The 26,471-nt window shown below is 40.9% G+C and carries 23 protein-coding genes and 1 other annotated feature; of the genes, 14 read left to right on the top strand and 9 right to left on the bottom strand.

All coding sequences use genetic code 11. The features are described from left to right. Position 1: 1 nt before the first annotated feature. Positions 2-1,221, bottom strand: a protein-coding gene (locus tag ACP7AK_RS11250) for an IS3 family transposase (protein ID WP_425879911.1) whose coding sequence is annotated in 2 segments (ribosomal slippage) — positions 2-945 and positions 945-1,221 — 1,221 coding nt in all. Because the reading frame shifts where the segments join, the coding sequence is not laid out codon by codon here. Further along, positions 830-946 (bottom strand) — a sequence feature (AL1L pseudoknot). Its footprint overlaps the gene before it by 117 nt. A gap of 496 nt (positions 1,222-1,717) precedes the next feature. Between ACP7AK_RS11250 and ACP7AK_RS11255 the strand changes: the two genes are divergently transcribed. The 7 genes from ACP7AK_RS11255 (at position 1,718) to ACP7AK_RS11285 (ending at position 14,289) form a co-directional block, all read left to right on the top strand. After that, positions 1,718-2,071, top strand: a complete 354-nt coding sequence (locus ACP7AK_RS11255) for a helix-turn-helix domain-containing protein (protein WP_005103547.1) — start codon at positions 1,718-1,720, stop codon at positions 2,069-2,071. Between the two features lie 310 nt (positions 2,072-2,381). Beyond that, complete coding sequence (locus ACP7AK_RS11260) at positions 2,382-4,709, top strand: type I restriction-modification system subunit M (protein ID WP_425879912.1); 2,328 nt, start codon at positions 2,382-2,384, stop codon at positions 4,707-4,709. After that, complete coding sequence (locus ACP7AK_RS11265) at positions 4,709-6,082, top strand: restriction endonuclease subunit S (RefSeq protein ID WP_425879913.1); 1,374 nt, start codon at positions 4,709-4,711, stop codon at positions 6,080-6,082. The genes ACP7AK_RS11260 and ACP7AK_RS11265 overlap by 1 nt, the downstream gene beginning before the upstream one ends. Positions 6,083-6,269: 187 nt before the next feature. Then, positions 6,270-7,187: an Abi family protein gene (locus ACP7AK_RS11270; RefSeq protein WP_425879914.1), complete on the top strand. Its 918-nt coding sequence runs from the start codon at positions 6,270-6,272 to the stop codon at positions 7,185-7,187. A 34-nt stretch (positions 7,188-7,221) separates the two neighbouring features. Then, positions 7,222-10,488: a type I restriction endonuclease subunit R gene (locus tag ACP7AK_RS11275; protein WP_425879915.1), complete on the top strand. Its 3,267-nt coding sequence runs from the start codon at positions 7,222-7,224 to the stop codon at positions 10,486-10,488. A gap of 324 nt (positions 10,489-10,812) precedes the next feature. Continuing rightward, positions 10,813-12,999, top strand: a complete 2,187-nt coding sequence (locus tag ACP7AK_RS11280; protein WP_425879916.1) for an McrB family protein — start codon at positions 10,813-10,815, stop codon at positions 12,997-12,999. A gap of 12 nt (positions 13,000-13,011) precedes the next feature. Then, positions 13,012-14,289 (top strand): McrC family protein, encoded by a 1,278-nt coding sequence (locus ACP7AK_RS11285; protein WP_044109162.1) that lies wholly within the window; start codon positions 13,012-13,014, stop codon positions 14,287-14,289. A 122-nt stretch (positions 14,290-14,411) separates the two neighbouring features. Here ACP7AK_RS11285 and ACP7AK_RS11290 read toward each other — a convergent pair whose 3' ends face one another. Further along, on the bottom strand, positions 14,412-15,290 hold the full coding sequence (locus ACP7AK_RS11290; protein ID WP_129717435.1) for a competence protein CoiA family protein: 879 nt from the start codon (positions 15,288-15,290) through the stop codon (positions 14,412-14,414). Positions 15,291-15,392: 102 nt separating this feature from the next. Between ACP7AK_RS11290 and ACP7AK_RS11295 the strand changes: the two genes are divergently transcribed. The 3 genes from ACP7AK_RS11295 (at position 15,393) to ACP7AK_RS11305 (ending at position 18,169) form a co-directional block, all read left to right on the top strand. Further along, positions 15,393-16,376, top strand: a complete 984-nt coding sequence (locus ACP7AK_RS11295; RefSeq protein WP_425879917.1) for a hypothetical protein — start codon at positions 15,393-15,395, stop codon at positions 16,374-16,376. A 33-nt stretch (positions 16,377-16,409) separates the two neighbouring features. Further along, the gene (locus ACP7AK_RS11300; RefSeq protein ID WP_129717431.1) at positions 16,410-17,096 is read left to right on the top strand and encodes a metallophosphoesterase; all 687 of its coding nucleotides are present in this window, start codon (positions 16,410-16,412) and stop codon (positions 17,094-17,096) included. Between the two features lie 836 nt (positions 17,097-17,932). Continuing rightward, positions 17,933-18,169 carry a hypothetical protein gene (locus ACP7AK_RS11305; protein WP_085064551.1) on the top strand — a complete coding sequence of 79 codons (237 nt, stop codon included), beginning with the start codon at positions 17,933-17,935 and terminating at the stop codon, positions 18,167-18,169. 7 nt (positions 18,170-18,176) lie between these two features. On the opposite strand, the gene bioB is transcribed toward ACP7AK_RS11305, so the two are convergent. The 3 genes from bioB to queG form a co-directional block, all read right to left on the bottom strand. Next, positions 18,177-19,178 carry a biotin synthase BioB gene (bioB, locus tag ACP7AK_RS11310; RefSeq protein WP_422195919.1) on the bottom strand — a complete coding sequence of 334 codons (1,002 nt, stop codon included), beginning with the start codon at positions 19,176-19,178 and terminating at the stop codon, positions 18,177-18,179. A gap of 142 nt (positions 19,179-19,320) precedes the next feature. Further along, positions 19,321-19,521 carry a hypothetical protein gene (locus tag ACP7AK_RS11315; protein ID WP_085064553.1) on the bottom strand — a complete coding sequence of 67 codons (201 nt, stop codon included), beginning with the start codon at positions 19,519-19,521 and terminating at the stop codon, positions 19,321-19,323. Between the two features lie 125 nt (positions 19,522-19,646). Further along, on the bottom strand, positions 19,647-20,741 hold the full coding sequence (queG, locus tag ACP7AK_RS11320; protein ID WP_425879918.1) for a tRNA epoxyqueuosine(34) reductase QueG: 1,095 nt from the start codon (positions 20,739-20,741) through the stop codon (positions 19,647-19,649). Between the two features lie 23 nt (positions 20,742-20,764). On the opposite strand from queG, the gene ACP7AK_RS11325 reads away from it, so the two are divergent. Next, on the top strand, positions 20,765-22,222 hold the full coding sequence (locus ACP7AK_RS11325; RefSeq protein WP_425879919.1) for an NAD(P)H-hydrate dehydratase: 1,458 nt from the start codon (positions 20,765-20,767) through the stop codon (positions 22,220-22,222). A 10-nt stretch (positions 22,223-22,232) separates the two neighbouring features. Continuing rightward, positions 22,233-22,505: an acylphosphatase gene (locus ACP7AK_RS11330; RefSeq protein WP_253147544.1), complete on the top strand. Its 273-nt coding sequence runs from the start codon at positions 22,233-22,235 to the stop codon at positions 22,503-22,505. A gap of 3 nt (positions 22,506-22,508) precedes the next feature. Here the strand turns inward: ACP7AK_RS11330 and ruvC are convergent, their stop codons facing one another. Beyond that, on the bottom strand, positions 22,509-23,054 hold the full coding sequence (ruvC, locus tag ACP7AK_RS11335; RefSeq protein WP_004278925.1) for a crossover junction endodeoxyribonuclease RuvC: 546 nt from the start codon (positions 23,052-23,054) through the stop codon (positions 22,509-22,511). A gap of 125 nt (positions 23,055-23,179) precedes the next feature. On the opposite strand from ruvC, the gene ACP7AK_RS11340 reads away from it, so the two are divergent. Then, a complete protein-coding gene (locus ACP7AK_RS11340; RefSeq protein ID WP_253147543.1) occupies positions 23,180-23,746 on the top strand; it encodes an FxsA family protein in 567 nt (188 codons plus the stop codon). A gap of 122 nt (positions 23,747-23,868) precedes the next feature. Next, positions 23,869-24,507, top strand: a complete 639-nt coding sequence (locus ACP7AK_RS11345) for a LysE family transporter (protein WP_044108580.1) — start codon at positions 23,869-23,871, stop codon at positions 24,505-24,507. On the opposite strand, the gene ACP7AK_RS11350 is transcribed toward ACP7AK_RS11345, so the two are convergent. The 3 genes from ACP7AK_RS11350 to ahpF all read right to left on the bottom strand — a co-directional run. After that, a complete protein-coding gene (locus ACP7AK_RS11350) occupies positions 24,491-24,697 on the bottom strand; it encodes a hypothetical protein (protein WP_425879920.1) in 207 nt (68 codons plus the stop codon). The genes ACP7AK_RS11345 and ACP7AK_RS11350 overlap by 17 nt on opposite strands. 144 nt (positions 24,698-24,841) lie before the next feature. Continuing rightward, positions 24,842-25,087: a hypothetical protein gene (locus ACP7AK_RS11355; protein WP_425879921.1), complete on the bottom strand. Its 246-nt coding sequence runs from the start codon at positions 25,085-25,087 to the stop codon at positions 24,842-24,844. Between the two features lie 278 nt (positions 25,088-25,365). Then, positions 25,366-26,471, bottom strand: a 1,106-nt coding sequence (gene ahpF, locus ACP7AK_RS11360; RefSeq protein ID WP_425879922.1) for an alkyl hydroperoxide reductase subunit F, incomplete at its 5' end; no start/stop codon positions are given.

Below are 26,471 nucleotides of genomic sequence, written 5' to 3' on the forward strand. Positions count from 1 at the left end.
GTTAGGCCACCTGACCTAACGGGTTAATCTTATCATAGTACATTGCTTCAAACTCAAAAGGCGATACATAACCCAGTGCACTGTGTACACGCTTTTTATTTAACCAATCTACCCAGTTTAGTGTCGCAAGTTGTACATCTGCTAAACCTTGCCAATCTGCTTTTAAATATTCAATCACCTCTGTTTTGTATAAGCCATTCACCGTTTCAGCCAGAGCATTATCGTATGAATCACCAGTTGTACCGACTGATGCTCGTAAATTTGCAGCTTCTAAACGATTGGTATAGCGAATAGAAAGATATTGAACACCTCTATCGGAATGATGAATCACATTCTTTGGCATGCCTCGATCGTGCAATGCTTGCTCCAATGCATCGAGTACCATATCTGTATTCATCCGTGTAGATACTTTCCATCCAACAATTGCTCGTGAGAACACGTCAATAACAAATGCGGTATATACCCAGCCTGAATGAGTTTGAATATACGTAAAGTCACCCACCCATAGTTGGTTTGGATGATCAGCATTAAAATTACGTTTCACTAAATCATCTGCCCGTTTTTGGTCATCTCGGTTACGGGTGGTTTGTTTATTCTTACCACGCCAAACACCTTGTATACCTAGCTTTTGCATCAATCGAGCAACTGTACAACGTGCAATCACATAGCCTTCACGTTTCAGTTGTTGCCAGACCTTACGCACACCATACCGACCTGAACTTTCTTTCCAAATTCGCTTAATCTCCTCAGCATGCTGCAAGTCATGTAAATCTCGTTTCGCTCGATGTTCTGGATTTACTGTGAGATCTAAAGTCCGGTAATAGGTTGAAGCAGCGATCGGTAAAATCCTACAAATCGCCTCAACACCATATCGATCTTTATTGTTAAGGATAAAATCCACCATTATTTGTGTGGGCGGTCGAGCTCCGCCTGGGCGAAAAAAGCGGCTGCTTTACGTAGAATTTCATTGGCACGTTTTAATTCTTTAATTTCACGTTCCATTTGCTTCATTTTTTCTTGGTCAGATACCTGTTGTACTTTGGCGGGATTTTGTTGATCTAAGTATTTTTGATGCCAGGCACGAAGTGTTTCAGGAGTACAACCAATCTTAGGCGCAATTGCTGTGATTGCAGCCCAAGTAGAAGGATAATCTTTTTCAGATTCAATCAATAATTGAACCGCTCTTTCTCTAATTTCGGGGGTATAGTTTGGTTTTGTCATCGGGATAGTCTCTCAGAATATTGACTCTCCGACAAACCTGGTACGGTTCACTCCTTTTTTTTTTAATGTATATAGAGACATGCTTAAAAAGTTAATTTCAAAAAAAAGATCAAGAAAATGGTTATAAATGTGAGTGGTTTTTGATGAATTTGAATTCTTTTTAAACTAGGCTAAGGGTTTGCTTAGATAGATTTTTTTATTTAAGTTATTGATTCTTTGTTTTTGAATGTGACTGGTTTAACTGTGTTTTGTATTTTTCTTATTTTATTTATACGGAAGAGCGGCCAAGATTGAGTCCATCGGAAACTGATGATGGGACGTTCATTATGTTCAGTTTTAGCTAGGGTAAATGCGCATTTAGTTAGGCATAGATATTAACAAAGAACTGGCAACTAACATGAGAGCTGTGCCATATTTGGATCTAAAGATTTTGGTATTTTGACTAGATTTTTATATGACGGCGGCACAACACATAGCTAGATGAGGATAATAAATAATGAATTATTCCGAAAATGATAGTCCGATATATATTGCGTCAGTAATAGGTGAGCGCCTAAAACGCATCCGATTGAATCAAGATATGACACAAGCGGAGATTGCTAATAAAGCTTGGATTAGTCGGAGAGCTGTCCTTAATGCGGAGAAAGGCGACGTTCGACTAGTAGAGCTGATCGCTATTTTAGGTGCGCTCAATATGTTGGGTAATCTAGATCAATTGATACCTGAAGTATCATTTTCACCGATACAGTTGCTTAAGCTCAAAGGTAAAGTTCGCAAAAAAGCCTCAGGTAATAATAAACGAACTCAAAAACTGGTTATAAAGACCGCAAAGCCAGAATTAGATTGGTGATATACCTTCACGATAAAGAGCTTGATAGGTTTGAGGGAGTACCAAAATGGTATGGACAGACGTGAAGGGCTTACTAGAACAAACTTTTAATGATCGGTGTATTTTATATCAACCTTCAATCTGTCCCATTGCTCATTATTGAGCATAAAGCTAAAAATTTCTTTATTTTCAATAATACTTAAAAAACTCATAGGCATACTAATTAATATTCTTTTGTACAGTCTATCTCTAGCAAAACATGTTGTAAATCAGGCACAATCATCACTATAAATTTCAAGTTTTATAGCCTGAGCGCTAGCGGTATTTTTTAATGACAAATAATAATTTTTCACAAGTAGCAGCTTTTATCTGGTCGGTTGCCGATCTCCTGCGTGGTGACTTCAAACAATCGCAATATGGTCGTGTGATTTTACCGTTTACGCTGTTGCGCCGTTTAGAGTGTGTACTTGAAGCCAGTAAGGCAGATGTATTGGCAGCCAATGAAAAAGTGAAACTCATGCCACTGCCAGAAGAAGCCAAAGAAAAAATGCTGCTGAAGGCAACCAATGGCCTGTCATTTTTTAATACCTCCGAGCTGGATTTAGGCAGCCTAGGTCAAAAAGATATTCGTTCAAACCTCAATACTTATATTCAAAACTTCTCCAAAGATGCACGTGAAATCTTTGAACACTTCAAGTTCGATGAATTTATTGGTCTCCTGGATGATGCCAACTTGCTTTACAAAGTCGTTCAATATTTTTCAGACCCTAAAATTGATCTCAGCCCAAAAAATATATCTAACCATGAAATGGGCTTAGTGTTTGAAGAGCTGATCCGCCGTTTTGCCGAAGGTTCAAATGAAACTGCAGGGGAACACTTTACCCCACGTGACATCGTTCGTTTAACCACAGGTCTGGTATTCAGTAAGGATGATGATGTGCTGAGTGGTGACGGTATTATTCGGACCATTTACGATCCTACGGCGGGTACGGGTGGATTTTTATCATCAGGTTCGGAATATGTCTATGAGCATAATCCAGATGCGGTGATGCGCGTTTTTGGTCAGGAGTTAAACCCTGAGTCTTATGCGATCTGTAAAGCAGACATGCTGATTAAAGGTCAGGACGTGCGTAATATCAAACTGGGTAATACGCTGTCCAATGACCAGTTGGCCTATGAGAAGTTTGACTACATGCTATCGAATCCGCCATTTGGGGTGGACTGGAAGAAGATCGAATCAGATATTAAAGACGAGCATGAGCAAAAAGGCTTTGAAGGTCGTTTTGGTGCAGGCTTGCCACGTGTATCTGATGGTTCATTGCTGTTCCTGATGCATCTGATTAGCAAGATGCGTAATAAAGACGACAGCACGGCGCAAGGCAGTCGTATTGGTATTATTTTGAATGGTTCGCCGTTGTTTACAGGTAGTGCGGGCAGTGGTGAAAGTGAAATCCGCCGTTATATTTTAGAAGCAGATTTGTTGGAAGCGATTATCGCGCTACCCACCGATATGTTCTATAACACCGGTATTGCGACGTATGTTTGGGTACTCAGCAATAAAAAAGAGACTCAACGTAAGGGCAAAGTACAGCTGATTGATGGTAGTAACCTGTACAGCAAAATGCGTAAGTCGCTTGGCTCTAAGCGTAATGAAATGGGCGAAGATGATATCGCAATGATTACCCGCAGTTATGGTGACTTTGAAGTGACGGATGCACGTGAACTGGATAAACCTACAGAGGTTAAATCTAATCGTGGTCGTCAATCGGCTAATCCTAAAAATGAAGCTGCTAAAACCTTTTCTAGCAAAATCTTTAATAGCTACGAGTTTGGCTACCGCCGTGTGACCATTGAGCGTCCATTGCGTTTATCTGCTCAGGTGAGTGATGCTGCTGTAGCATCCTTACGTTTTGCACCGAAGCCATTTAATGCGGTGATGCAAAAGCTGTATGAGCAATACGGCGCAACATGGACAGCAGACAGTTATGGTCAATTGACTGAGTATGAAGCCGAGATTCGTGCGCTGATTAAAGCTGAATTTAGCGAACTGAAAGAAAAAGACATTAAGACTGTACTTGAGCCAAAATTATGGTTAGAACAACGCACCTTATTGACTAAAACCCAAGCCTTACAAGCCAAAATTGGCACGGCGCAATGTGATGACTTTAATGCTTTTGATGATGTGCTGAAACAAGCCTGTAAAGATGCCAATGTCAAACTTGAGAGCAAAGAGAAGAAGCAATTTATTGATGCGATCACTTGGAAGAATGCGGATGCTGAGCCTGTCATCAATAAAGTATTAAAGATCAAAGTTAATCCTTTATATGGTCAGTTTGCTTATAAAGGAAAAGTGGTTGAATTTGTGCAGGATGGTGATTTACGTGATGCGGAAAACATTGCCCTTGACCCAAGCCAAAGCACCACCGATTTAATCGAGTCTTACTTTAAGCGTGAAGTGCAACCGCATGTGCCTGATGCGTGGATTAATGCCGATAAGCGTGATGCGCAAGATGGTGAAATTGGTATTGTGGGTTATGAGATTCCGTTTAACCGTCATTTTTATGTATATGAACCGCCACGTGATTTAAGCGAGATTGATGCGGATTTGGATGCGGTCAGCCGTGAAATTATGGCACTTCTGCAAGAGGTACATTCTTAATGGCAAAGTATCAGAAATATGCTGAGTATCAAGATTCAGGCTTAGAATGGCTAGGTAGTATTCCTAGCCATTGGGAAGTATGGAAATTAAATCATTTTGCACCAATTATTACATGTGGTGTTGCTGCTACTCCTGAATATAAAAATGAGGGTATTCCGTTTTTATCAGCGCAAAATGTCAAAAAGAAAAAAGTTGATTTGACTAAAGGCTATAAATTTATATCCCAAGAAAAACACAATGAACTTACACGTAATAGAAAACCACAAAAAGGTGACATTCTCTTAAGCCGAGTGGGTACTATTGGTGAAGGCTGTATTATTGATGTTGATTTTGAATTTTCTATCTTTGTAAGTTTGACTCACCTACGACTAATCCAACTGGTTTGTGTAAACGAGTTTTTTATTTATTTAACTGAATCAAGTTATGTCAAAGCCTTGCATGGAGCAGTTACGTTAGTAGGTGGAGGAGTTGGAAACCTAAATGTTAATGATTTGAGAGAGTATTTATTGCCGATACCTCAATTGTCTGAGCAACAAAGCATAGTTAATTTCCTCGACCATGAAACCGCAAAAATTGACACTTTAATTGCTAAACAAGAAAAGCTGATTGAACTGCTTAAAGAAAAGCGTCAAGCGGTGATTAGTCATGCGGTGACCAAAGGTTTAAATCCTGATGTCGCAATGAAAGATTCAGGTGTGGAATGGTTAGGGCAAGTGCCTGAGCATTGGACGGTAAAACCCAATAAATATCTTTTGGATTTCGTTACGAGTGGATCTCGTGGTTGGGCACAATTTTACGCTGATACAGGTTCATTATTTTTCCGTATAGCCAATTTAACAAGAGATACGATTGAACCTAAATTAGAATCTTTGCAGTTTGTTGAACCTCCTCAAGGTAGTGAAGGAGAAAGATCCAAAATTAAGATTGGTGATTTGCTGATTTCCATTACGGCTGATTTAGGTTCTGTTTGTGTGGCTGATTCATCTATACAAAATGGTTATGTTAGTCAGCATGTTGCATTATGTAGACCACAAAAGTTATATAACTCTAGATGGCTAGCATATTACATTTTATCTGATTCCGCTAAAGAGCAGCTTTTAGGTTCAGGTTATGGCGGAACTAAGATTCAATTAAGCTTGGAAGATATTAAAGAACTTGTTATTGCTGTCCCTCCAAAGGAGGAGCAAATATTAATTGCTAACTATATTGATGAAAAATTAAATCAGTTTGAACATCTCATTAAACAAGCCAATAAATTGGTAATGACTTTACAAGAACGCCGTACAGCCCTTATTTCATCTGCGGTGACAGGCAAGATAGACGTTCGCAATTGGCAATATCCCAATGAGGCGAAAACGGAGTTAAGCGCGTGAGTATGTTGAGCTGGCTCAAACCAATGCGGACTCCAGTGGATACAAAAAATCATTGCATAAATAATTGCAATGATTCACTATATGCTCAACAACACCCGACAAGGCTAGGCAAGCAATTGCATCCTCAAACTGTCGGGTTACTTGTTTCTGGAGCCCTAAAAAATATAACAATCAGGGCAAGCCATCTATGAAATCTTTTAACAAGCCTGCCAAAACCTTTGCTGAACAAATTGAGCTATTAAAAGCGCGTGGTATGCAATTTGCCAATGAGCAAGATGCACAATTTTACCTAGAGCAAATCAATTATTATCGCTTAGGTGCCTATTGGCTTCCGTTTGAATACACCCATTCACCACATTGCTTTAAACCAGAGACCAGTTTTGAACAGGTGTTAGCGCTGTATGTATTTGATCGTGAATTAAGGTTACTCATCCTGGATGCCATAGAACGCCTGGAAGTTGCCGTTCGTACCCGTTTTGCCTATGAATTGGCACATCGGCATGGTTGTCACGCCTATCTGCAAGGCCAGTACTTTAAACCCGCCTTTAGGTGGCACAGCTTACTCGAATCACTGAAAACTGAAGTGTCCCGCGCAGATGAAGTCTTTATAGAACACTATAAACGTACCTATGATGAGCCTGAATTACCACCGATTTGGGCAACCTGCGAAGTCATGAGTTTTGGGCAACTGTCCAAATGGTATCAGCTCTTGGCACCGATTCAGACACGTAAAGCCATTTCCAGTCATTTTGATTGCGATGAAAAACAGTTTGAAGGCTTATTACAGCATTTTGTCTACTTAAGAAATACCTGTGCCCATCATTCAAGACTATGGAACCGCAAATTTACCAAAACCATTGCCAAGCCGCGCAGTAAGCCGATGGGGCTTCGGGTGCAATGCAATTTTGAAAATACCAACGCAGCAGATCGAAAAATTTATAATAGTCTGGTATTTCTACTCTATTTCATGGACAAAATCGCCCCGCAGCATACATGGCGTAAACGTCTGGTTGATCTGCTTTTGACACATCACAACATATCAAAAACAGCGATGGGCTTCCCAGAAGATTGGCAAAGCCATCCTATTTGGCACATAGAACAGTAATAAAGAAATTTGAGTATTGAAGGGGCGGGGAATAATGAGATCGGATGCAACTTTAGAGACCATCTTCCAGCAAGATATTATTGCGCAAATGCAAAGCCACGGTTGGCTTGTGGGTTCAGGTACAGGCTACAACCGTGAAACAGCGTTGTATGAACAGGATGTTTTAGACTTCGTACAAAAGACCCAAGATAAAGAGTGGCAGAAGTTTAAAAGCATCTTCCCCAATGATACCGAGCGCCATTTTTTGGATACCGTGGTGGCTCAGCTTAAAAAAGCCGATATCAATGCCACCGATGTTGAATCCCGCAGTTATGGCACATTGGGCGTATTACGGCATGGTATCCGTACCCGTGGGGTACGTTTTTCATTTTGCCAGTTTAAACCTGAGCATGGCTTAAACCCTGAACTGAATCAACGCTATCAGCAAAATATCTGCCGTGTGGTGCCTGAACTGGTGTATAGCCCATACGCCAGCAAAGCCGAACTAGAGGCAACAGGCAAACAAGCCAAAAAATGGCGCATTGATCTGGTCCTGTTTATCAATGGTTTTCCAGTGGCAACTCTAGAACTCAAGTCTGAGTTTAAACAGGCTGTGCAAAATGCCATGACACAGTATAGAAAGACTCGCTTACCCAAAGACACTGAAACCAACAAACCTGAACCCTTGCTCATGTTTAAACGTGGCGCATTAGTACACTTTGCCGTCAGTCAGTATGAAGTCTATATGGCGACGCATTTGAATGGTGACAGCACCTACTTCCTGCCATTTAACAAAGGCACTTCGGCGCAGGGTGCAGGCAATGATGTGCCTGAAGATGTCAATGAATACGCCACAGGCTATTTATGGAATGAAGTCTTAACCCCGGATAGCTTGCTGAATATTTTGGGTAACTTCATTCATTTACAGATTGAAGAAAAGGAAGACTGGGAAGGGCGCAAATACAAAAAAGAAAGCCTGATCTTCCCCCGTTATCACCAATGGAAAGTGGTGAATAACCTAGTTCAAGATTCATTGGCAGAAGGCACAGGGCAAAAATACCTGATTCAGCACAGTGCCGGTTCGGGCAAATCCAACTCGATTGCATGGACGGCGCATCAACTATCCAGTCTGTATGATGCCAACAATAAAAAAATGTTTGATTCGGTGATTGTGGTGACGGATCGAACTATTCTCGATGCACAGCTTCAAGATACCATTTACCAGTTTGAGCATGCCGATGGTGTGGTCGGACGGATTAACAATAAAGAAGGTGATGGCTCTAAATCCGAGAAACTGGCCAAAGCCTTGGAAATGGCGCAGCCGATTATCATTGTCACCATTCAGACCTTCCCGTTTGTACTGCGTGCGATTGAAAACAGCACCAGTTTAAAAGAACGTAAATACGCCGTCATTGCCGATGAAGCCCATTCATCCCAAAGTGGTTCCACGGCGCGTCAGCTCAAAGAAACTTTGATGATTGAAGAGCGTGATGAAGATGAACAGCTTTCTTCCGAAGATGTACTCGATGCGGTGATGGCATCACGTAAGGGCAGTGCAAACCTAAGCTTCTATGCCTTTACCGCAACACCAAAGGATAAAACCTTACAACTGTTTGGACGCTTGCCCGATCCAACCATGCCGCCGTCTAAAACCAATATTCCTGTGGCATATCATGTCTATTCAATGCGCCAAGCAATTGAAGAAGGCTTTATTCTGGATGTGCTGAAAAACTACACCAACTATAAAGTCATTTATAAGCTCAAGCAGAAGATCGAAGAAAAAGATGCTCAGGTCGATGCCAAGAAAGCCAAGACCAAGCTGAATCAGTGGGTACGCTTACACGATCATAATATCTCGCAAAAAGTGCATATCATCATTGAGCATTTCAAGAAGAATATTATGGGCTTACTCGGTGGACAAGCCAAAGCCATGGTGGTGACCAGTTCTCGTAAAGAAGCGGTACGTTATAAACAGGCCTTTGATAAATACATTGCTGAACAGAACTATGCCAACATTCAAGCCATGGTGGCATTCTCAGGCGATGTAGAATTTAATGCCAATGATGCAGACAGTAGCCATCTGTTAGGTCAGAAATTTACTGAAAGCAATATGAACCCAAACTTGAAAGGTCGTGAGATGCGTAAGGCATTCGACAGCGATGACTTTCAGGTGATGATTGTGGCGAATAAGTTCCAGACCGGCTTTGACCAGCCGAAATTGTGTGCCATGTACGTGGATAAAAAACTCGGTGGGGTGGAGTGTGTACAGACCTTATCACGCTTAAACCGTACCTATCCTGCGAAATCTGAAACAGGCACCTTTGTGCTCGACTTCTTTAACGATCCACAAGACATTCTTGATGCTTTCCAACCGTATTATCAAACGGCGGAACTGGCGGATGTATCCAATCCCGATCAGGTTTATGATCTGTTTGAAAAGCTGAAAGCCTCAGGTATTTTCCTCTGGACTGAGGTAGAACAGTTCGTTGAGGCCTTCTACAGCAAAAATAAATCCAGTGCAGCCCTCGCAAACATCTGTAAGCCCGCTTTACAACGCTGGCAGCATCGTTATAAACAAGCCATCAATGATTATGATGTCACCAAGAGCCGTTTAGAGATTACCAAGCGAACAGGTGAGCCTGTATTGATTGCCAATGCTGAAAATGAATTTGCAGAAGCGAAGAAAGCCCGTGATGCTCTGGAAATCTTCAAAAAGGACTTGGGTAGCTTTACCCGGTTCTATGAATTTATGTCTCAAATCGTGGAATATGACGATCAAGAACTTGAGAAGCTCAGTCTTTTTGCGCGTAACTTACGCCCAATGCTGCGTGAACAAACTGCGGATGAAGATGAGATTGATCTGAGCAATGTGGCGATGAGCCATTACCGCTTGTCTAAGCTTCGTCAGCAGGATATTCAGCTTAAAGCAGACAGTACTGAGCATAAACTTGAACCTGGGAATGACTTGGGTACAGCCAAGGCGAAAGACAAGAAAGAAGACTTCCTGTCGGTGATCTTAAGCCGCGTGAATGAGATCTTTATTACGGATAAGTTGACCGATAAAGATATGATTAATTATGTTCATACCGTGGCAGATAAGATGTCTGAGAACACACGGATGATGAAGCAGATTCAGAACAACACGCGTGAACAGGCGATGCTCGGTGAGTTTGATACAGCATTGGATGACGCCGTATTGGATAGTAATGAAGCTCATACGGAGCAAATGACACAGCTCATGAGCGATCCTGCAAAGATGAGGCAGTTTGCGCATATCATTTATGATGTGTTGGTGAGTAAGGAAAAGGATTTAAGAAGTTAAAGGAACACAGGTTCGGGTAACGCATGCAACAGTTAAAATCAGCAATAACTTCACTGAATGTATACCCATCCAGTAACTTTTAGGGCGATTGCTTTATATGATTCACCATTATGAAGGATGTAAGAAGTGATTTCACCTGAAGAAGAATTTGTCACGTTGATTGAACAGTTTACGATTAAAAATACCAATGATGGGTTGCTGTTCTAAGAGAACTTTAAAGTTTTTACAGATTGTCCGTATAGCCTTGCTAAGGCTTGGAGGAAGTTAAAACCGAGTGAAATCATTTATTAAAGCGTAAAGAAATAGATTTTTAGTTTGGGGAAAATGATGGATTTTTGGGTTGCAGGAGCAGATTGGGATGGCGAAGATCAGACGGCGGAATTTATTGAAAAAGGCATTTGGCAGAATGGCTATACAGATAAATATCTGGATCGCGTAAATGCTATTCAAGCAGGGGATCGAATTGCAATAAAAGCAATTTATGGCCAAAAATATAATATGCCATTTAATAATTACGGTTGTCTTGTAAGCTGCATGAAAGTCAAAGCCATTGGTACCGTAAAGAAAAACTTAAATGATGGACGTACCTTAGAAGTCGAATGGGAGCAACAATTTGAACCTGAAAAAATAATTTACTTTTATACTTATCGCCAAACAATCACCCGTATAAAAAGAAAAGATGTCCAAGACTGTATCTTTTTAGGCCATACTCAGGATTTAACTGAACTTGAAAACCTCTATAAAAAACGATCAGAGAGTAGAAAAGAAAAGCTAACGGATGAATTTATTCTGAAGCAGTTTAAAAATGTTCCGAATTTTAATCACATTGAACAAAATACTGAGCATCGAAAGCTTTTTCTCGAGTTGGCAAGATATATCCATGAAACACCTATGGATTGGTGGGTTGCACCTTCAGAGCGGCCTCCGGTTAGATTCGGCACAAACAATAAATTCAATGGGCGAAATAGTACAGTGAGCTATGTGGCTGCTGTTGGTTTCGATCAAAATGGCACATTCTATATTCCAAATGAAAATGAATCAGAGTTTTCAATAGATGAGTTAGGAACAATTCGATTAACGGCCTCCAAATTAGAAGAACTCAAAAGCATGTCCTTGAACAAAATGGAAACTGATCGAGATCCTTTTGTGGGTTATTGGCCGGAAAACTATAACAATATCGAGATGATAGAGACCGATATGAATCCATCAGAACAGATAAAACAGCCCCTAAACCGTATTTTATTTGGTGCAGCGGGTACAGGTAAAACTTACCATACGATTAACCATGCCTTATCCATTATTGAAAACAAACCTCTCGAAGTTTTAGAACAAGAAGATCGCACGGCGCTAAAATTACGTTTTGATCAGTACAAAGAACAAGGTCAAATTAAGTTTGTCACTTTCCATCAAAGTTTTAGTTATGAAGATTTTGTGGAAGGGATTCGTGCTGAAACGGATGATAATGAGCAGTTAAGCTATGATGTAAAAGCAGGCGTATTTAAAGAGATTTGTGAAGATGCCCAAATAGAAACTGATGCTAAGCAAAATAATGTATCAGCACCGATTGAAGCCAGTATCAATAGTGCAATTGATAAACTCATTACTCAGGCTAAAACAGAGGAAATGATTTTTCATACTAAACGTGGTGCGGAAATTAAAGTATCAAGTAATTCAGCAGGTACGTTATTTGCTTGTACATCTACAGGAAGTAATATCACTTTATCTATTAGGCATATTCGTAACTATTTGAAGACACAAAGTGACATTATTGTGGATCAAAAAAGTTATGAATGGGCTATCGCTAATTCATTACGTTCAGAAGTTGAATATGTAAATTCTATTGAAAAAGTAAAACCTTATGTACTCATCATTGATGAAATCAACCGAGGTAACATTTCCCGTATCTTTGGTGAATTGATTACGCTAATTGAAGATTCAAAACGTCAAGGCGCAGACGAAGCATTGTCGGTGACACTTCCATATTCTAAAGATGACTTCTCTGTACCTGATAATGTTTACATTATTGGTACCATGAATTCGTCTGACCGATCTTTAACAGGTTTAGATATTGCCTTGCGCCGTCGCTTTACTTTTATCGAAATGCCACCAAAGCCTGAGCTTCTAACTGGCGTTGAGGTTAAGGGTTTGGATATTAGAAAGTTATTAGAAGTCATCAATCAGCGTATTGAGGTGTTATTAGACCGAGATCACTGTATTGGGCATGCCAACTTTATGACTTTGCAGAAAGATCCATCTCTTACTAACTTAGCGCAAATATTTAAGCAAAAAATCATTCCTCAGCTTCAAGAGTATTTCTTTGATGATTGGTCTAAGATCAATATGGTGCTCAATGCAAATGGCATGCTGCGATCTAATGGTATAGATAAATCAGTATTATTCCCAAATGTAGCACATGAATCGGAGAGCTATTTTGAGGAGCAGAAAACATGGGAAGTCGTCGATGATGTATTTAATTCAATAGAGAGCTTTACTAAGATTATTAAGCACTAATTGGGGATCGTGATGCCTGATTTTACCGTCCGAGAATATGCCTTCATTAGCGTTGCTTATGAAGGCTGTCCTGATCCAACTTTAGACCATGCTTATATATCTGGGAAAGCATTTGAGCATCTATGTGAGCTCTCAGCATCATTTTCAAAGCACGGTGCGAAAGTATTTGAGTTGGCAGGGCGAAGAAAGCTTAAGCTTGATCAATATGTGGGAGTGATAGAAACCCCATGTGGTACACGGATTGAAATCCTCCCTAAACATGTGGAGCTTAATGGCAGTGATGATCAAGATATTATTCAGCAAGAACGTAAACTGCTTCAGAAAATGCTGAGTGTTTCACTACATTTACCATATAGAGAAGCAGGAAGTGCCAATTTAAACCGCTTTAAACAATCTTTGCATGAATGGATTATGACGCAGTTCCTTGCGTCGTTTGAGCGTTTGGTACAACGTGGTTTACGTTTTGATTATAACCGTGTGCAAGAGGAACAAAAGTTTTTACGTGGACAATTACAGCATGTGAAATATATGCGTCAGCCACTTACAAAGAAACATATCTTTCCGATTGAGCATGATGTTTATGAGGTGAATCGACCTGAAAATAGATTGATACGTACAGCCTTAGAAGTGGTGTGTAAAAAGAGCAAAGACGCAAGTAATTGGAAATTGGCGCAAGAGCTGAGACTCATGACCAATGAGATCCCTCGAAGCCAAAAGATTAAGCAGGATTTTAGACAATGGCAGTCAGGACGTTTACTCGCTTTGTATGCTGAGATTAAACCTTGGACGGAGTTAATCTTAGGTGAATATATGCCTGTATCTACTCAGGGGGAGTGGCGTGGCATGAGTTTACTCTTCCCAATGGAGAAGCTATTTGAGCACTATGTTGCTTATCATCTACGCCGTAACTTACCCGAATATACTGTGAAGACACAGTATGCGACGGAGCATATTTGTCAGCATCAAGAACGTCGTATTTTTAAGCTTAAGCCTGATATTTTCATTGAATGTCTGAATGCAAAACCGATTGTGATGGATACCAAGTGGAAGTTGATTGATCAAAGTGATCGAGCTGGGCGTTATGGTTTGAAAGACAGTGATATTCAGCAAATGTTTGCTTATAGCCACTATTACCTCAAGCATGACAGTGATGTTGTACTTGTCTATCCATATCGGAAGGACAAGTTCACGCAGCCATTGGATGACTTTAAGTTTAGGCTTCCCTCTAGTGCAAAACTACGTGTAGTACCTTTCAATGTAGATGATCCAAAAAACTTCAAAATTATTTAGTCTTTTATCTTGTGAGGTTAGTACCATATTTGGGACTTAAAGCTACTTTTTAGCTAGATAGGTCCCAATTTAAGTACTTATCATTTGTCGTGATTAGGCAAGTATTTATGGGTAATATGCCTTTATTCATTGAGTTCTTTGAGTCTTTGTAAAACCTGTTCCGAGAATGGGAGCCAGTAGTTCCAAGATTTATATGTAGGATTGTATGAACCGCGTCCTTCACGTTTCCATTCTTTTAGCATCGCAGTGATTGCAGGGTTGTATGCACTATTTACTGAAATCATACCACTCGCAAAATGGCGAACATTAAGGTGCATGCCTTTAACTTTAACTTTAAATTTATAGTCCTGCCAATTCGGACTGGTGTTCTGTAGTTCAGGCGTTACTGGTAGTGTGGTGGTTACTTTGAAGGAAGTAGAAGCTATTTGTTGCTGAGTGGATTGTTCTTGCGGAAGTGGGTAAATCCATTTTCTATTGTCTAGATTCTCGAGGATTTGCTGTTTGGCTTCTGTACTTGGAATTGCAATATCATTTCTAAGAAGTGATGATAAATCGACTTCAATACATTTTGATTTAAAAACCTCAATGCGTTTTAGTTTTTCAGCATCAATAAAATGAGTGACTGCGATCTCAATTAAAATAGGTTCGCCATCAAAATAACCAATAAGGTCAGGGCGAATTAAACCGAGAGAAAATTCAGGTAATAATTTTTCGAAGGTCCACCATGCAGCTTCACTATCTGAGTCAGGTAGAGCAGGAAGCATAAGTCCCATAGATTCAACAATAACCTCTTTGGCATATTTATGTAGTACGGATTCAGGGTTAATCGTACAGCTTACTTTATTACTTGCATGAGCAAAATGATGTTCCTTAATCTCACCTTTACGAGCGATAACAGCTTCACCACATTCAAAGCAAGTGCATTGGCATGCGAGCCCACGTTCAACCTGCTTAATATTAACCAATTTATTATTTTCGTTTAATGCAATATACATCGTCATGATTAAAATCCTTTAGGAAGTTGATTTACTCATTCACTATGCTTGTGATCTAATTGTCCAAACACCGTATAAAGGGGAAATACGGGTAAAATGGGGGTTTAAGTGTCTGAATTAAAATTAAAAGTTTTTATTGTGTTAGATGAGATTTTAAAGAAGGACTTAGCAGATAACAGGGCATACGATTGCTTAAAAGTAATCTGTAGCGCATCGATTGATGCTTTAAATGCTCAAAATGAAGAACCAATAACGTATACCAGGTATCAACTAAAACTTATTCTTGATGGTCAGCAATCTGTTGTATCGATGGATTCTAAAGATCTAGGGAAGTGGATGAGTGACAAAAAATTAAGTGCATACATTGATCGTGTCATCACAAAACATACTAAAAAATTTGAAGAGATTGGTTATATTCCAGTTGTAAAAACCAACGATACAATTGGAGGAAAAGGGAATGAGCGCCGTTATTGGTTAGATATTACAGAATATGCTCAGATCCAAAATGAAGAGGATCAAAAGCTTGATGAAGATGAAATTTCTTATGAACGGGTAGATCCTTCAGAAATTAAATTGTCCTGGTTTTACCGATTTATTTTTAAAAATGGTGAAATGAAAAATAAAAGTATAAGAGGACTGTTTATGTTAATCGTTCTTTTTGGCAGTTTTATTTCATGGGCTATATATGTTTGTGCATTTTCATTAGTTTTAGTACGTGAAGGACAAAATTTCACGACTCTTGATTTGTTGCTTATAGTCTGTCTAATTGGATTTTCTTACCTATCATTCAAATATTGGTACATTCCGTTATGGAATTTACCAGAGCATCGTGTCATTAAGGCACCTATGACTTTTATTTCACTTAATGAAGATCATGCTGATATTGAGATGTATCGTGATAGAGAGCGTAATAAATTAACACGTGTAACTCGGTTTAGAGGGATATGTCCGATTTGTTCAGCAGAAGTTATACTTAGAACTGGTCAGCCTGATCATAATTTGCCGTTAGTTGGACGTTGTGTAGAAAGTCCTTTTGCGCATGTGTATAGCTTTGATCGAGTACTAATGATTGGGAAGCTGTTAAGTCGGTAATCATATTGAAATTAAGGGTGATCATTTAAGTCAATGAATTATTCTCCTATTTTGACAATCAATACAAATCAAACGGATCATATATATGTGGTTGGTGATTTGCATGGCTGTTATAGCCTTTTGATGCAAGAACTCCAAAAAAATCATTTTGATTTTCAGAATGATGTGCTTATTTGTACGGGTGATCTTGTAGATCGAGGTGAAGAAAACTTAGCGTGTATTTCATTACTAGACCAACCTTGGTTCTATACGGTGCGTGGTAATCATGAAGAAATGTGTATCAAGTCACCTCATGATCCTAAAATAAAAGATATTCATGCACGTAATGGAGGTGAATGGTTTTATCAGTTATCTCAAACACAGCGGCTAGAAATTATTGAGCTTTTTAAGCAGTTGCCTTTAGTCATAGAAGTTCAATTGGAACATAAAAAGATTGGTGTGGTGCACGCAGACATTGACATACATAATTGGAATGCCTTTAAGCAAGATATTAGTCAAGGCGACTATAAGATCTCTGGTGTAACTTCTGCTTATAGCAATGCACTTTGGGGGAGAGGACGTATCCGTAATCATTCAGAACATTATGATACTGTGGAAAATATTGATGAAATTTATCTAGGCCACACAATTGTAAAAGAACATACTAAAATTGATAATTGCCATTATATTGATGTCGGCTCTTCTTTCACCAAGAAGCTTTGTATTGTAAAAATCCAGTAAACACGGTGATGTGGTAGGGGAGTTCGGTGGTGAAAAAAGTTCAACAGGTCAAAAAAGCAACACTTGAATCATGTATCCTAGCTTGTATCCCGTAATTTTTTAATATTAATTAGTGTAATAAAAACAATAGGGTAGGAGAGGGTTGTTGTCCGTCTGGGCCCACCATATAAAACAACCCCTTACGTGCATTAATCGTAAGGGGTTTTTTGTTTTTGGATATTATGAAATCTGAAGTAAGCAATTCACTTAATTGATCGTCGTTCTTATCTCGAAGGACTTAAAATGGGTTGCCTCCACTGATAATGAACTTTTCTAGTTTGCCTTTCAATAAAGATTCTTCGTTACCAGCTTAATAAAAAAGCATCTCCCTCAGATATTACTTTTGTTATCTAAATTCCATAAACATCCTCTTTAATCAAAAAAAAAGTTCATATTTATGAAATAATTGTGATGTAGTTCAAAGAATATCTGCAAAAAAAGTGAAAAGTAGATGAAATGCATTTTACAACTGAAAAAATTATGCTAATTAATATGAGATGATTTTTTAGTCAAAAATCATGATGTTTCAGGACGGAATATCTTAAGAAGCGTATTAAAAAAATGATTAAACAGGAGTTTCAATGATGCTTCAGCTTTTAAGAAAATTGTTTTGTTTGCATATTTATGAGTATGAGCAAATGCAAGAGATCGGGGAACACAGGGAGTGTCGTAAGTGCGGTACGAATCAGGACTAAAGTTTTTGCAAGAAAAGTGAGCAATGGCTCACTTTTTTTATGCTTGTTATGGGCTAATTTCCGTTAAAATTAAAGGGAAATTTCAACACGATGAACAGGCATATGAGTAAAGATTTTCATGCAGATAGCTATATCGTCGACAGTAGCCTGGCAGATACCCTGCACTGGCTCAGCCTGCATCAAGATAGTTATGAATCCTTTAGCTATGATGCAGTCACGCAAGTGCTGATGGTGCATCATGCCAATGGGGTAGATCAAATCCGAGTCGGAGATTATCTGAATGCCCGTTATGGTATTTTAATTACTGCACATAACTTTTCTGTGAGTTCATCAAATTAAATAGTGATTAGCTTGCCATTGCATCTGTAGCCAAGCTGCGAACACTTGGTTTTGGCTGTTCTGCAACTAAACCTAATTTTGCAAAGAGTTGCTGATCACGACCCTGAGCTGTATTGGGAGTCGTCAGCAGTTTTTCGCCAGAGAAAATAGAATTGGCACCGGCCATAAATGCTAGCGCTTGATCCGAATCGCTTAAGGATTCACGGCCGGCAGAAAGGCGAATATAACTTTTTGGCATCAGCAACCGTGCTACGGCAATGGTACGAATCCACTCAATCACATCCAGTTTTTCTACATCTGCCATCGGTGTACCTTCAATCGGTACCAACATATTAATCGGCACGGATTCAGGATGAATTGCCAGAGTTGCAAGTTCATATAACAAACCAATCCGGTCATCACGGCTTTCGCCCAGACCCACAATACCGCCACTACAGACTTTCATGCCAGCCTGACGTACATGATCCAGAGTATCCAGACGATCATCAAAGCTACGCGTGCTGATGATATGTGAATAGTATTCACGAGAAGTATCCAGATTATGGTTGTAATAATCCAGTCCCGCATCTTTCAAGCGTTCAGCCTGTGATCCATTTAGCATCCCCAGTGTCATGCAGGTTTCCAGACCGAGTGCTTTGACTTCACGCACCATTTCCAGCACATAAGGCATATCGCGTTCATGTGGGTTGCGCCATGCAGCCCCCATACAGAAACGTGAACTGCCTGATGCCAGCGCCTGTTTGGCTTCCTGAATCACTTTATCGACCGCAATGCGTTTTTCAGCTTCCAGTTTGGAATCATAATGCGCTGATTGTGAGCAGTATTTACAGTCTTCAGGGCATTTACCTGTTTTAATCGAGAGCAGGGTACTGACCTGAACGGTATTCGCAGTGAAATGTTCACGATGAACCTGTTGCGCTTGGAACACTAAATCCATTAAAGGCTGTTGATATAGAGCTTGTATTTCTTCACGTGACCAATCATTACGTACCGCATCACTACTGTTCATCTCTTTCCCTGTCTATGCTTATTTATCATTCAGTTCATCTTAATAAAAATAAGCTTTTGCTTCACTAGCAAAATATGACCTTATATAAATAACAAAGCCCACACGGGGTGGACTTTGTCATTATATTCAATCCTGCAAATTTTTATTCACGATGACCACCATGAATATTCTGATTTTGCAGATCGTCACGATGCTGCTTGTTCAGCACTCGTTCATCCTGTTCATGCTGATTGTTTTTTGGGGAATTAATCGGGCCATGTTGCGGCTGCTGCTGTTGTTGCTTCTGCTGGTCATGTTGAAGCTGCTCCAACAGTTCTTGATTTGGATTTTTTGATGACATCATCTTTCCTCCACTTCATTTCTGACTATTTTTATTTATGCCATAGTCTGAAACGAGGGTGTGTAAGGCTTTTAAGTGAAACTGTGAATCTAGGTAAAGTTGAAATATATTTTAATAGTGATAGAAAATTAGCTGGATTTTGCCAGTTGTTCTTGAATCGCCCAATCGATATGTACCTGCACAATTTCATCATGCTGATCACGCTGTTGCTGAAGGGCCGGAATAATCTGCCCATCAAAGGGTGCATTGCCCAAACCAATGGCGATATTGCGCATAAAGCTTTGATAACCCGTACGACGTATCGGACTGCCTTCAGTCGCACTTAAAAAGGTGGCTTCATCCCATTGCCATAAATCCAGTAAACTCACTTGATCCAGTCCATGCCGCGGATGAAAATCCTCTATCGAGGTCACTTGGGCAAAACTGTTCCATGGACATATCAGCTGGCAATCGTCACAACCAAAAACCCGGTTACCAATTCCGCGTCGCAAATCTTCTGGAATAATGCCTTTATATTCGATGGTCAGATAGGCGATACAGCGGCGAGCATCTAACATATAAGGCTCGACAATGGCTTGAGTCGGACAGATGTCGATACACGCAGTACAGGATCCACAATGTTTGGTCGCGGGTTCATCAAAGGGCAGTTCCAGTGAAGTAAACAGTTCACCCAGCACAAAGAATGAGCCTGATGTTTTATGAATCAGCAGGGTGTGTTTACCTGTCCAGCCCATGCCGGCACTTTCAGCCAGCGATTTTTCAAAAATGGGTGCAGAATCCGCAAAAGGACGTGATTCAAAATCTCCGATTTTTCCCCGGATTTTTGTCGCCAAGGTTTTCAGGCGACCGCGCATGGTTTTATGATAATCCCGGCCACGAGCATAACGCGCAATAATGGCAGAGTTGGGTGCATAAGGGATATAACGTGGTTCTGGTGCGTCGACCAGATAATCCATACGCACACAGATAATGCTACGTGTGCCGGGAACCAGTAAGGCGGGATTGGCACGTTTTTCCAGATTCTCTTCCAGAAACTTCATGTCACCATGATAACCACGATCCAGATATTCCTGTAAGCGTGCTAATTCTGCTTGAGCATCTGGTTTGGCAATGACACAATCAGAAAAACCCAATTCTAAAGCCTGCGCTTTAATCCATGCTTTTAGCTCGGCTGGATCTTGTTGATAAACTTTAATTTGCGCTTGAGAATCGGGAGTTGCCATAAACCAAAGACAGGGAATAAGAAATGCAGCAACAAGTTTACCATAGCCGTGATCTACAAGCATGGGAGCAGCGCTGGTTTCAACAGCAAAATAGTTCCTACGGTTTAATGCAACAAGTCGCCTGGGGGATTAGTCAGCGGCTGATCACTTTATTTTCCCAGCAAAAAATAAAAAAAATCGCTGTCTGCTGTGGTCAGGGTAATAATGCCGGCGATGGCTATCTTGTGGCCAAATATCTCAAACAGGCGGGCTTCAGTGTTGATATTTATGCAGTTGAGTTGGGTAATTCCAAAGATTTAGCATCGGCTGTGCAGGAAGCTCAGCAAGCTGGCTTGCAGCCTTATTCGCATTTTGATTTTCAATCTGAATGTGAGGTCTATATCGATGCATTATTCGGAATTGGTCTGAACCGTCAGCTGGACTTTGACTGGCAAAATGTTATTCAAACGATCAATCAGCAAACTGGATTAAAAATCTCAATTGATATTCCGAGTGGATTGGATGCCAATACCGGCCAGCCTTTGCCTGTTGCGATTAAAGCTGACTACACTTTCACGGGTTTAGGGCTTAAGGCAGGACTGTTTACCGGACAAGGCAAAGAATATGCGGGCAAGATCGAACTGATTTCTGCTATCCCGACAGATACTGAGCTTCAACCAATTGCTTGTCTTTCATCACATCAGATTCAATTGCCGAAGCGTGAAGCCTTTGGTCATAAAGGCAGTTATGGTCATGTCTTGGTTGTAGGTGGTCATGCCGATATGGGGGGGGCAGTGATCATGGCAGCAGAGGCAGCATTTGCTGCCGGAGCAGGTAAAGTGACGATCGTCTGTGATGCAAAACACCATACTGCGATTTTGTCACGTGCACCGAATATCATGCTGCGTGATATCAATCTTTTAACTCAGGAGCAACGCCAAGCACTAATTCAGCAGGTCGATGCAGTCTGTTTTGGCATGGGATTAGGTCGTGATTCTTGGTCAGAGCAACAATATACAGTTTGGTTTGAGCTGACTCAGCAATCTGATCTGGAGGTAGTTTTGGATGCGGATGCCTTATGGTTTCTGGCCAAGCAGCCTCAAGTTTTGAATTCCCAGACTTATGCGACTCCGCATCCTGGGGAAGCCGCTACGTTACTGGCGTGTAGCACTGCGGAAGTTGAAATGGATCGGATTGCAGCCATTCATGCCCTGCAACAAAAATATCAGGGACAATGGGTGCTAAAAGGTTCAGGCAGCCTGATTCTGGAAGAAAAACTTTATATATGCACAGCTGGAAATGCCGGTATGGGGACGGGTGGAATGGGAGATGTGCTGGCCGGCATGATTGCTAGTCTAAAGGCACAATTTAAACAAAAAATTCATTTGCATGAAATTGTGACGCTGCATGCACTTGCAGGTGATGAACTGGCCAAAAATGGCGAACGAGGTTTGCAGGCGCAGGATATGAAGCATGCGATTTATCAGGTGGTGAATCGCTAAGGAGAATAGTGTGCCAGTCATCAAACTGAATATTTCAGGCCAAGTCCAAGGAGTCGGATACCGTTACTGGTTTGCCGAGCAGGCTCAAGCACTTGGACTGAAAGGATATGTGAAGAACTTGAGCACAGGTGAGGTGGAGGCGGTTATTGTTGGAACAGATTCACAACTTAGCGAAATGATTGCACGAAGTTGGCAAGGGCCTGCTCGTGCAACTGTAAAATCTGTTATGCAAGAGTATCTGGAATCTGAGCTAGATGTTCAAGACTTTATAATATTGCGTTAAACCTTATCGACGACGGCTACTGACGCGACTCCGGCCGCGTGCCATACCGCCCAACGCATTCAATACCGCCATTTTACTCATACTTCCTGAGGCGTGGGCATGACAAATAGCAGCAGCTAAAGCATCGGCGGCATCCTGCTGCGGTTTGATGCTGAGTTTTAGAATATTCATCACCATCATCTGCACCTGTTCTTTATCCGCAGCGCCATAACCCACTACCGACTGCTTGATCTGGCGCGCAGTATATTCAGCGACTTTCAAATCCAGATTGACCAGTGCCGCAACAGCAGCACCACGGGCCTGACCGAGTTTTAAGGCAGAATCCGGATTTTGTGCCATAAAGACCTGTTCTACCGCAGCTTCAGTGGGACCATAAAATTTTACAATGCGCTCCACGCCGGCAAAGATACGTTTTAAACGTTCAGGCATTTCTGTTGTTTCTGTTCTGATGGTGCCGGCATCAACAAAAGTCAGTTTGGAGCCGTCTTTTTCGATAATTCCGTAACCGGTTAAACGAGAACCGGGGTCAATCCCAATAATTAATGACATGCCCGCACTTTAAAAATAGAATAATGCCCATATTGTTACATAAGCGTATCAAAAAAGCTTGATCCTGATGAAGCAGTTGATTCCAGCATCCTATTATTTATTTTACTGAGATTAGATTAATTTTCATGAAATTATTTCTTATTATCCTTGCAGGCTTAATCCTAGAAGTATTTGTCTGGATTGGCGTGGGTGACCTCGTCGGGAGCATGTGGTACGTATTTTTCTGGTTTGTAGCCGCATTTTTTATTGGTATGAATCTGATCCGTAAATACTCGGCCGGTGTCATGCCACAGATGCAGCAAATGCAGATGGGACAGATGAGTGCAGATCCTGCACTAACAGGAAATTTACCTAAAATTCTGGCAGGTTTCTTTCTGCTTATTCCTGGATTGATTACCGATGTATTAGCCGTATTAATGCTCATTCCAGCGGTTCAGCAGGTCTTTAAGGCTGCCATGATGAAAGCGATGATAAAACGTCAACAACTCATGATGGAAAAAATGATGGGTGGCATGATGGGCGATATGGGTGGGGCACAAGGCCAAAATCCATTTGCCGAGATGATGCGTCAAATGCAGGATATGCAAAATCAGCAATCAGGTCGCGGTGATTCCACCATTATTGATGGTGAAGCACGTGAAGTGAGACCTGAGGCGAAAAAAATTGAAATGAAAGATATCAATCCAAAATAAATGTTTTATTTAAAAAAAAGCTCTATTTAAGCCGAATCTGATGATTCGGTTTTTTTATTGGAACTTTCTAATGTCTTTGAACAAACGTTATAATATATTTTTATAAATTTACCTTAATTTTAATGTCTCTGCTTTTTACGATCTGTCTCCTGCATTTTGTTGCTCAACTCAGTCCCGGTCCCGATGTTTTGCTCATTGCCAAAAGTGCCGCATCCACTACACGCCAGAATGCCCTGAAAGTTATTGCTGGGATCTCTGCCGGTATTGTAGTTTGGGTAGTACTGACACTTGCGGGTTTTACCGTGTTAATTGACCAGTTTCCATGGATTCAACAGGTATTGATGGTGCTCGGTGGTGTGTTCCTGGCTAAAATGGGATGGGGCATGTTAAAGGGTGGTGTGCATAGCTTTAAAAATAGACATCAGGCCGACGACGATACAAATGGACAGGTGCAAGCTAAAAACTATTTTATGTTGGGCTTATGGACCAATCTTTCTAATCCCAAAACACTGATCTATTTTAGTAGCGTATTTTCACTGGCCTTGAGTTCGTCTGCTTCCGATTATTTGAAAGCACAGCTGGCAGTGATTATTCCTTTGCAGACCTTTATCACCTTTGCTTTATTGATGCTGTTGATTTCCCAACCAAAAATTAAAATCTTGTACCAGCGTTCGGGGAGTTACATTGATATGATGTCAGGCGGACTATTTCTGCTATTTGCATTGTGGTTATGGTATGACGCACTTATTCTGATGAATTAAGGGGTATATCTTCATTTAATGCTGGAGATATTGGTGAGGTCGGGGAAGGAGAGGCTAAATTGTCTGGTGTTTTAACCGCCGTTTGATAACGATTAGGCTTTAAGGTGGTTTCAGTATTTTCAGAGCCTTGATAGCTGCGGCTACGGTTAGCACGTTCGCGTAATCCACCTTTTTTAATTAACTGAACCATGGCACATCTCTCATTCAAATCCACAGCTATTGTAAATCAAATCTGGATTTCATGAGGCTATTTTCCGCATCGCTATTTGAATTATTCAAGATTAATAAAAAGACCTGTTTGAACCAACAGGTCTTTACTGTCAGATGAATAAATTTAGCGAAGTCTTTTATCTTCTTCTTTTAAAACATCCAATAGCGAGTGTTGTGCCGGTACTTCTTGTTGGGACTGTACATACAAGTGCACCACTTTAAATACGATAGCTGTAACGAGACAGGCGATTAGACATAAAATCCAGAAACCAAAAGGGCTGCGAATATGATGTGAGCCGCAGTTTGAGCATGATTTTTCTGTAGAGTCGACTACTTTTTCACAGCAGGCACAATGATATTGATACTGCATTTTTCTTCTCCCAGGATGTTATCCTTTTTATTCTTCGATCATGAAAGATGATTTGTTGCTCTATCATAGGAGAGCTTTTCTGGGCTGGCAAGACGAGATTGCTGACAATTACATAGTATCTATATAGGATAAAAATTAATTACATGACTAAGATCATATCAAGAAAATGATTAAATGATTCATTATTTGAAAATATAGTTGAATCTAAAAAGATAATGACAAAATCAATTAAAAATAAAGCCCGCATCAAACGGGCTTTATTTGAGCTAGTCTAAAACTTACTGCCCAGAACGGATAATGTAATCAAAAGCAGACAATGACGCCTTGGCACCTTCACCGGTCGCGATGATGATCTGCTTGTAGGGTACAGTGGTACAGTCACCTGCAGCAAATACGCCTTTCACATTGGTTTCGTTGCGGTCATTAATCACAATCTCGCCACGGTTGGTCAGCTCAACTGGGGTTTCTTTCAGGAAGTCCGTATTTGGCAACAAACCGATTTGCACGAAGATCCCCGCCAGCTCAACCACATGCTCTTCATCGGTGGCACGGTCTTTATATTTCAGGCCGGTCACCTGTGAGCCATCGCCCAGTACTTCAGTCGAGAGGGCATTCTTGATCACCGTAGTGTTTGGCAAACTGTTGAGTTTGTCTTGCAGCACCTGATCCGCACGCAACTTAGTATCAAATTCCACCAGCGTGACATGTTCTACAATCCCTGCCAGGTCAATCGCGGCTTCAACACCTGAGTTACCGCCACCAATCACAGCAACACGTTTGCCTTTGAACAGTGGACCATCACAGTGCGGGCAGTAGGCTACACCACGGGTTTTGTATTCCTGCTCACCTGGAACATTCATCTCTCTCCAGCGTGCACCGGTCGACAGAATCACGGTTTTTGATTCAAGTTTTGCCCCGTTTTCCAAGGTCACTTCAACCAGACCGTTGGCCGTTTCATCCGCACCTTTGATGTTAGACACGCGTTGCAGGTTCATGATGTCGACCCCGTATTCACGCACGTGGGCTTCCATTTCCGCTGCAAACTTCGGACCTTGAGTTTTCTGTACAGACGTAAAGTTTTCAATGTCCATGGTATCCATGACCTGACCGCCCATGCGTTCAGCCACGATCCCGGTTTTAATGCCTTTACGTGCTGCATAGATGGCTGAAGTATTCCCTGCAGGACCACCACCGATCACCAGGACATCAAAGGCATCTTTGGCATTCAGCTTTTCCGCATCTTTCGCGGCTGCATTGCTATCCAGCTTGGCAATGATTTCTTCCAGCGTCATACGACCCTGACCGATATGCTGGTTGTCCTGGAATACCATCGGCACCGCCATGATCTTGCGCTCTTCGACTTCGTCCTGGAAGAAAGCCCCAT

The organism is Acinetobacter sp. TWP2-2-3, assembly GCF_049896445.1.
GTDB lineage: Bacteria > Pseudomonadota > Gammaproteobacteria > Pseudomonadales > Moraxellaceae > Acinetobacter.

Bases quoted from the DNA above. Each gene is read 5' to 3' on its own strand.
- ACP7AK_RS11255 (WP_005103547.1), top strand. From the start codon at position 1,718: ATGAATTATTCCGAAAATGATAGTCCGATATATATTGCGTCAGTAATA.
- ACP7AK_RS11260 (WP_425879912.1), top strand. From the start codon at position 2,382: ATGACAAATAATAATTTTTCACAAGTAGCAGCTTTTATCTGGTCGGTT.
- ACP7AK_RS11265 (WP_425879913.1), top strand. From the start codon at position 4,709: ATGGCAAAGTATCAGAAATATGCTGAGTATCAAGATTCAGGCTTAGAA.
- ACP7AK_RS11270 (WP_425879914.1), top strand. From the start codon at position 6,270: ATGAAATCTTTTAACAAGCCTGCCAAAACCTTTGCTGAACAAATTGAG.
- ACP7AK_RS11275 (WP_425879915.1), top strand. From the start codon at position 7,222: ATGAGATCGGATGCAACTTTAGAGACCATCTTCCAGCAAGATATTATT.
- ACP7AK_RS11280 (WP_425879916.1), top strand. From the start codon at position 10,813: ATGATGGATTTTTGGGTTGCAGGAGCAGATTGGGATGGCGAAGATCAG.
- ACP7AK_RS11285 (WP_044109162.1), top strand. From the start codon at position 13,012: ATGCCTGATTTTACCGTCCGAGAATATGCCTTCATTAGCGTTGCTTAT.
- ACP7AK_RS11290 (WP_129717435.1), bottom strand. From the start codon at position 15,290: ATGACGATGTATATTGCATTAAACGAAAATAATAAATTGGTTAATATT.
- ACP7AK_RS11300 (WP_129717431.1), top strand. From the start codon at position 16,410: ATGAATTATTCTCCTATTTTGACAATCAATACAAATCAAACGGATCAT.
- ACP7AK_RS11305 (WP_085064551.1), top strand. From the start codon at position 17,933: ATGAGTAAAGATTTTCATGCAGATAGCTATATCGTCGACAGTAGCCTG.
- bioB (WP_422195919.1), bottom strand. From the start codon at position 19,178: ATGAACAGTAGTGATGCGGTACGTAATGATTGGTCACGTGAAGAAATA.
- ACP7AK_RS11315 (WP_085064553.1), bottom strand. From the start codon at position 19,521: ATGATGTCATCAAAAAATCCAAATCAAGAACTGTTGGAGCAGCTTCAA.
- queG (WP_425879918.1), bottom strand. From the start codon at position 20,741: ATGGCAACTCCCGATTCTCAAGCGCAAATTAAAGTTTATCAACAAGAT.
- ACP7AK_RS11325 (WP_425879919.1), top strand. From the start codon at position 20,765: ATGCAGCAACAAGTTTACCATAGCCGTGATCTACAAGCATGGGAGCAG.
- ruvC (WP_004278925.1), bottom strand. From the start codon at position 23,054: ATGTCATTAATTATTGGGATTGACCCCGGTTCTCGTTTAACCGGTTAC.
- ACP7AK_RS11340 (WP_253147543.1), top strand. From the start codon at position 23,180: ATGAAATTATTTCTTATTATCCTTGCAGGCTTAATCCTAGAAGTATTT.
- ACP7AK_RS11345 (WP_044108580.1), top strand. From the start codon at position 23,869: ATGTCTCTGCTTTTTACGATCTGTCTCCTGCATTTTGTTGCTCAACTC.
- ACP7AK_RS11350 (WP_425879920.1), bottom strand. From the start codon at position 24,697: ATGGTTCAGTTAATTAAAAAAGGTGGATTACGCGAACGTGCTAACCGT.
- ACP7AK_RS11355 (WP_425879921.1), bottom strand. From the start codon at position 25,087: ATGCAGTATCAATATCATTGTGCCTGCTGTGAAAAAGTAGTCGACTCT.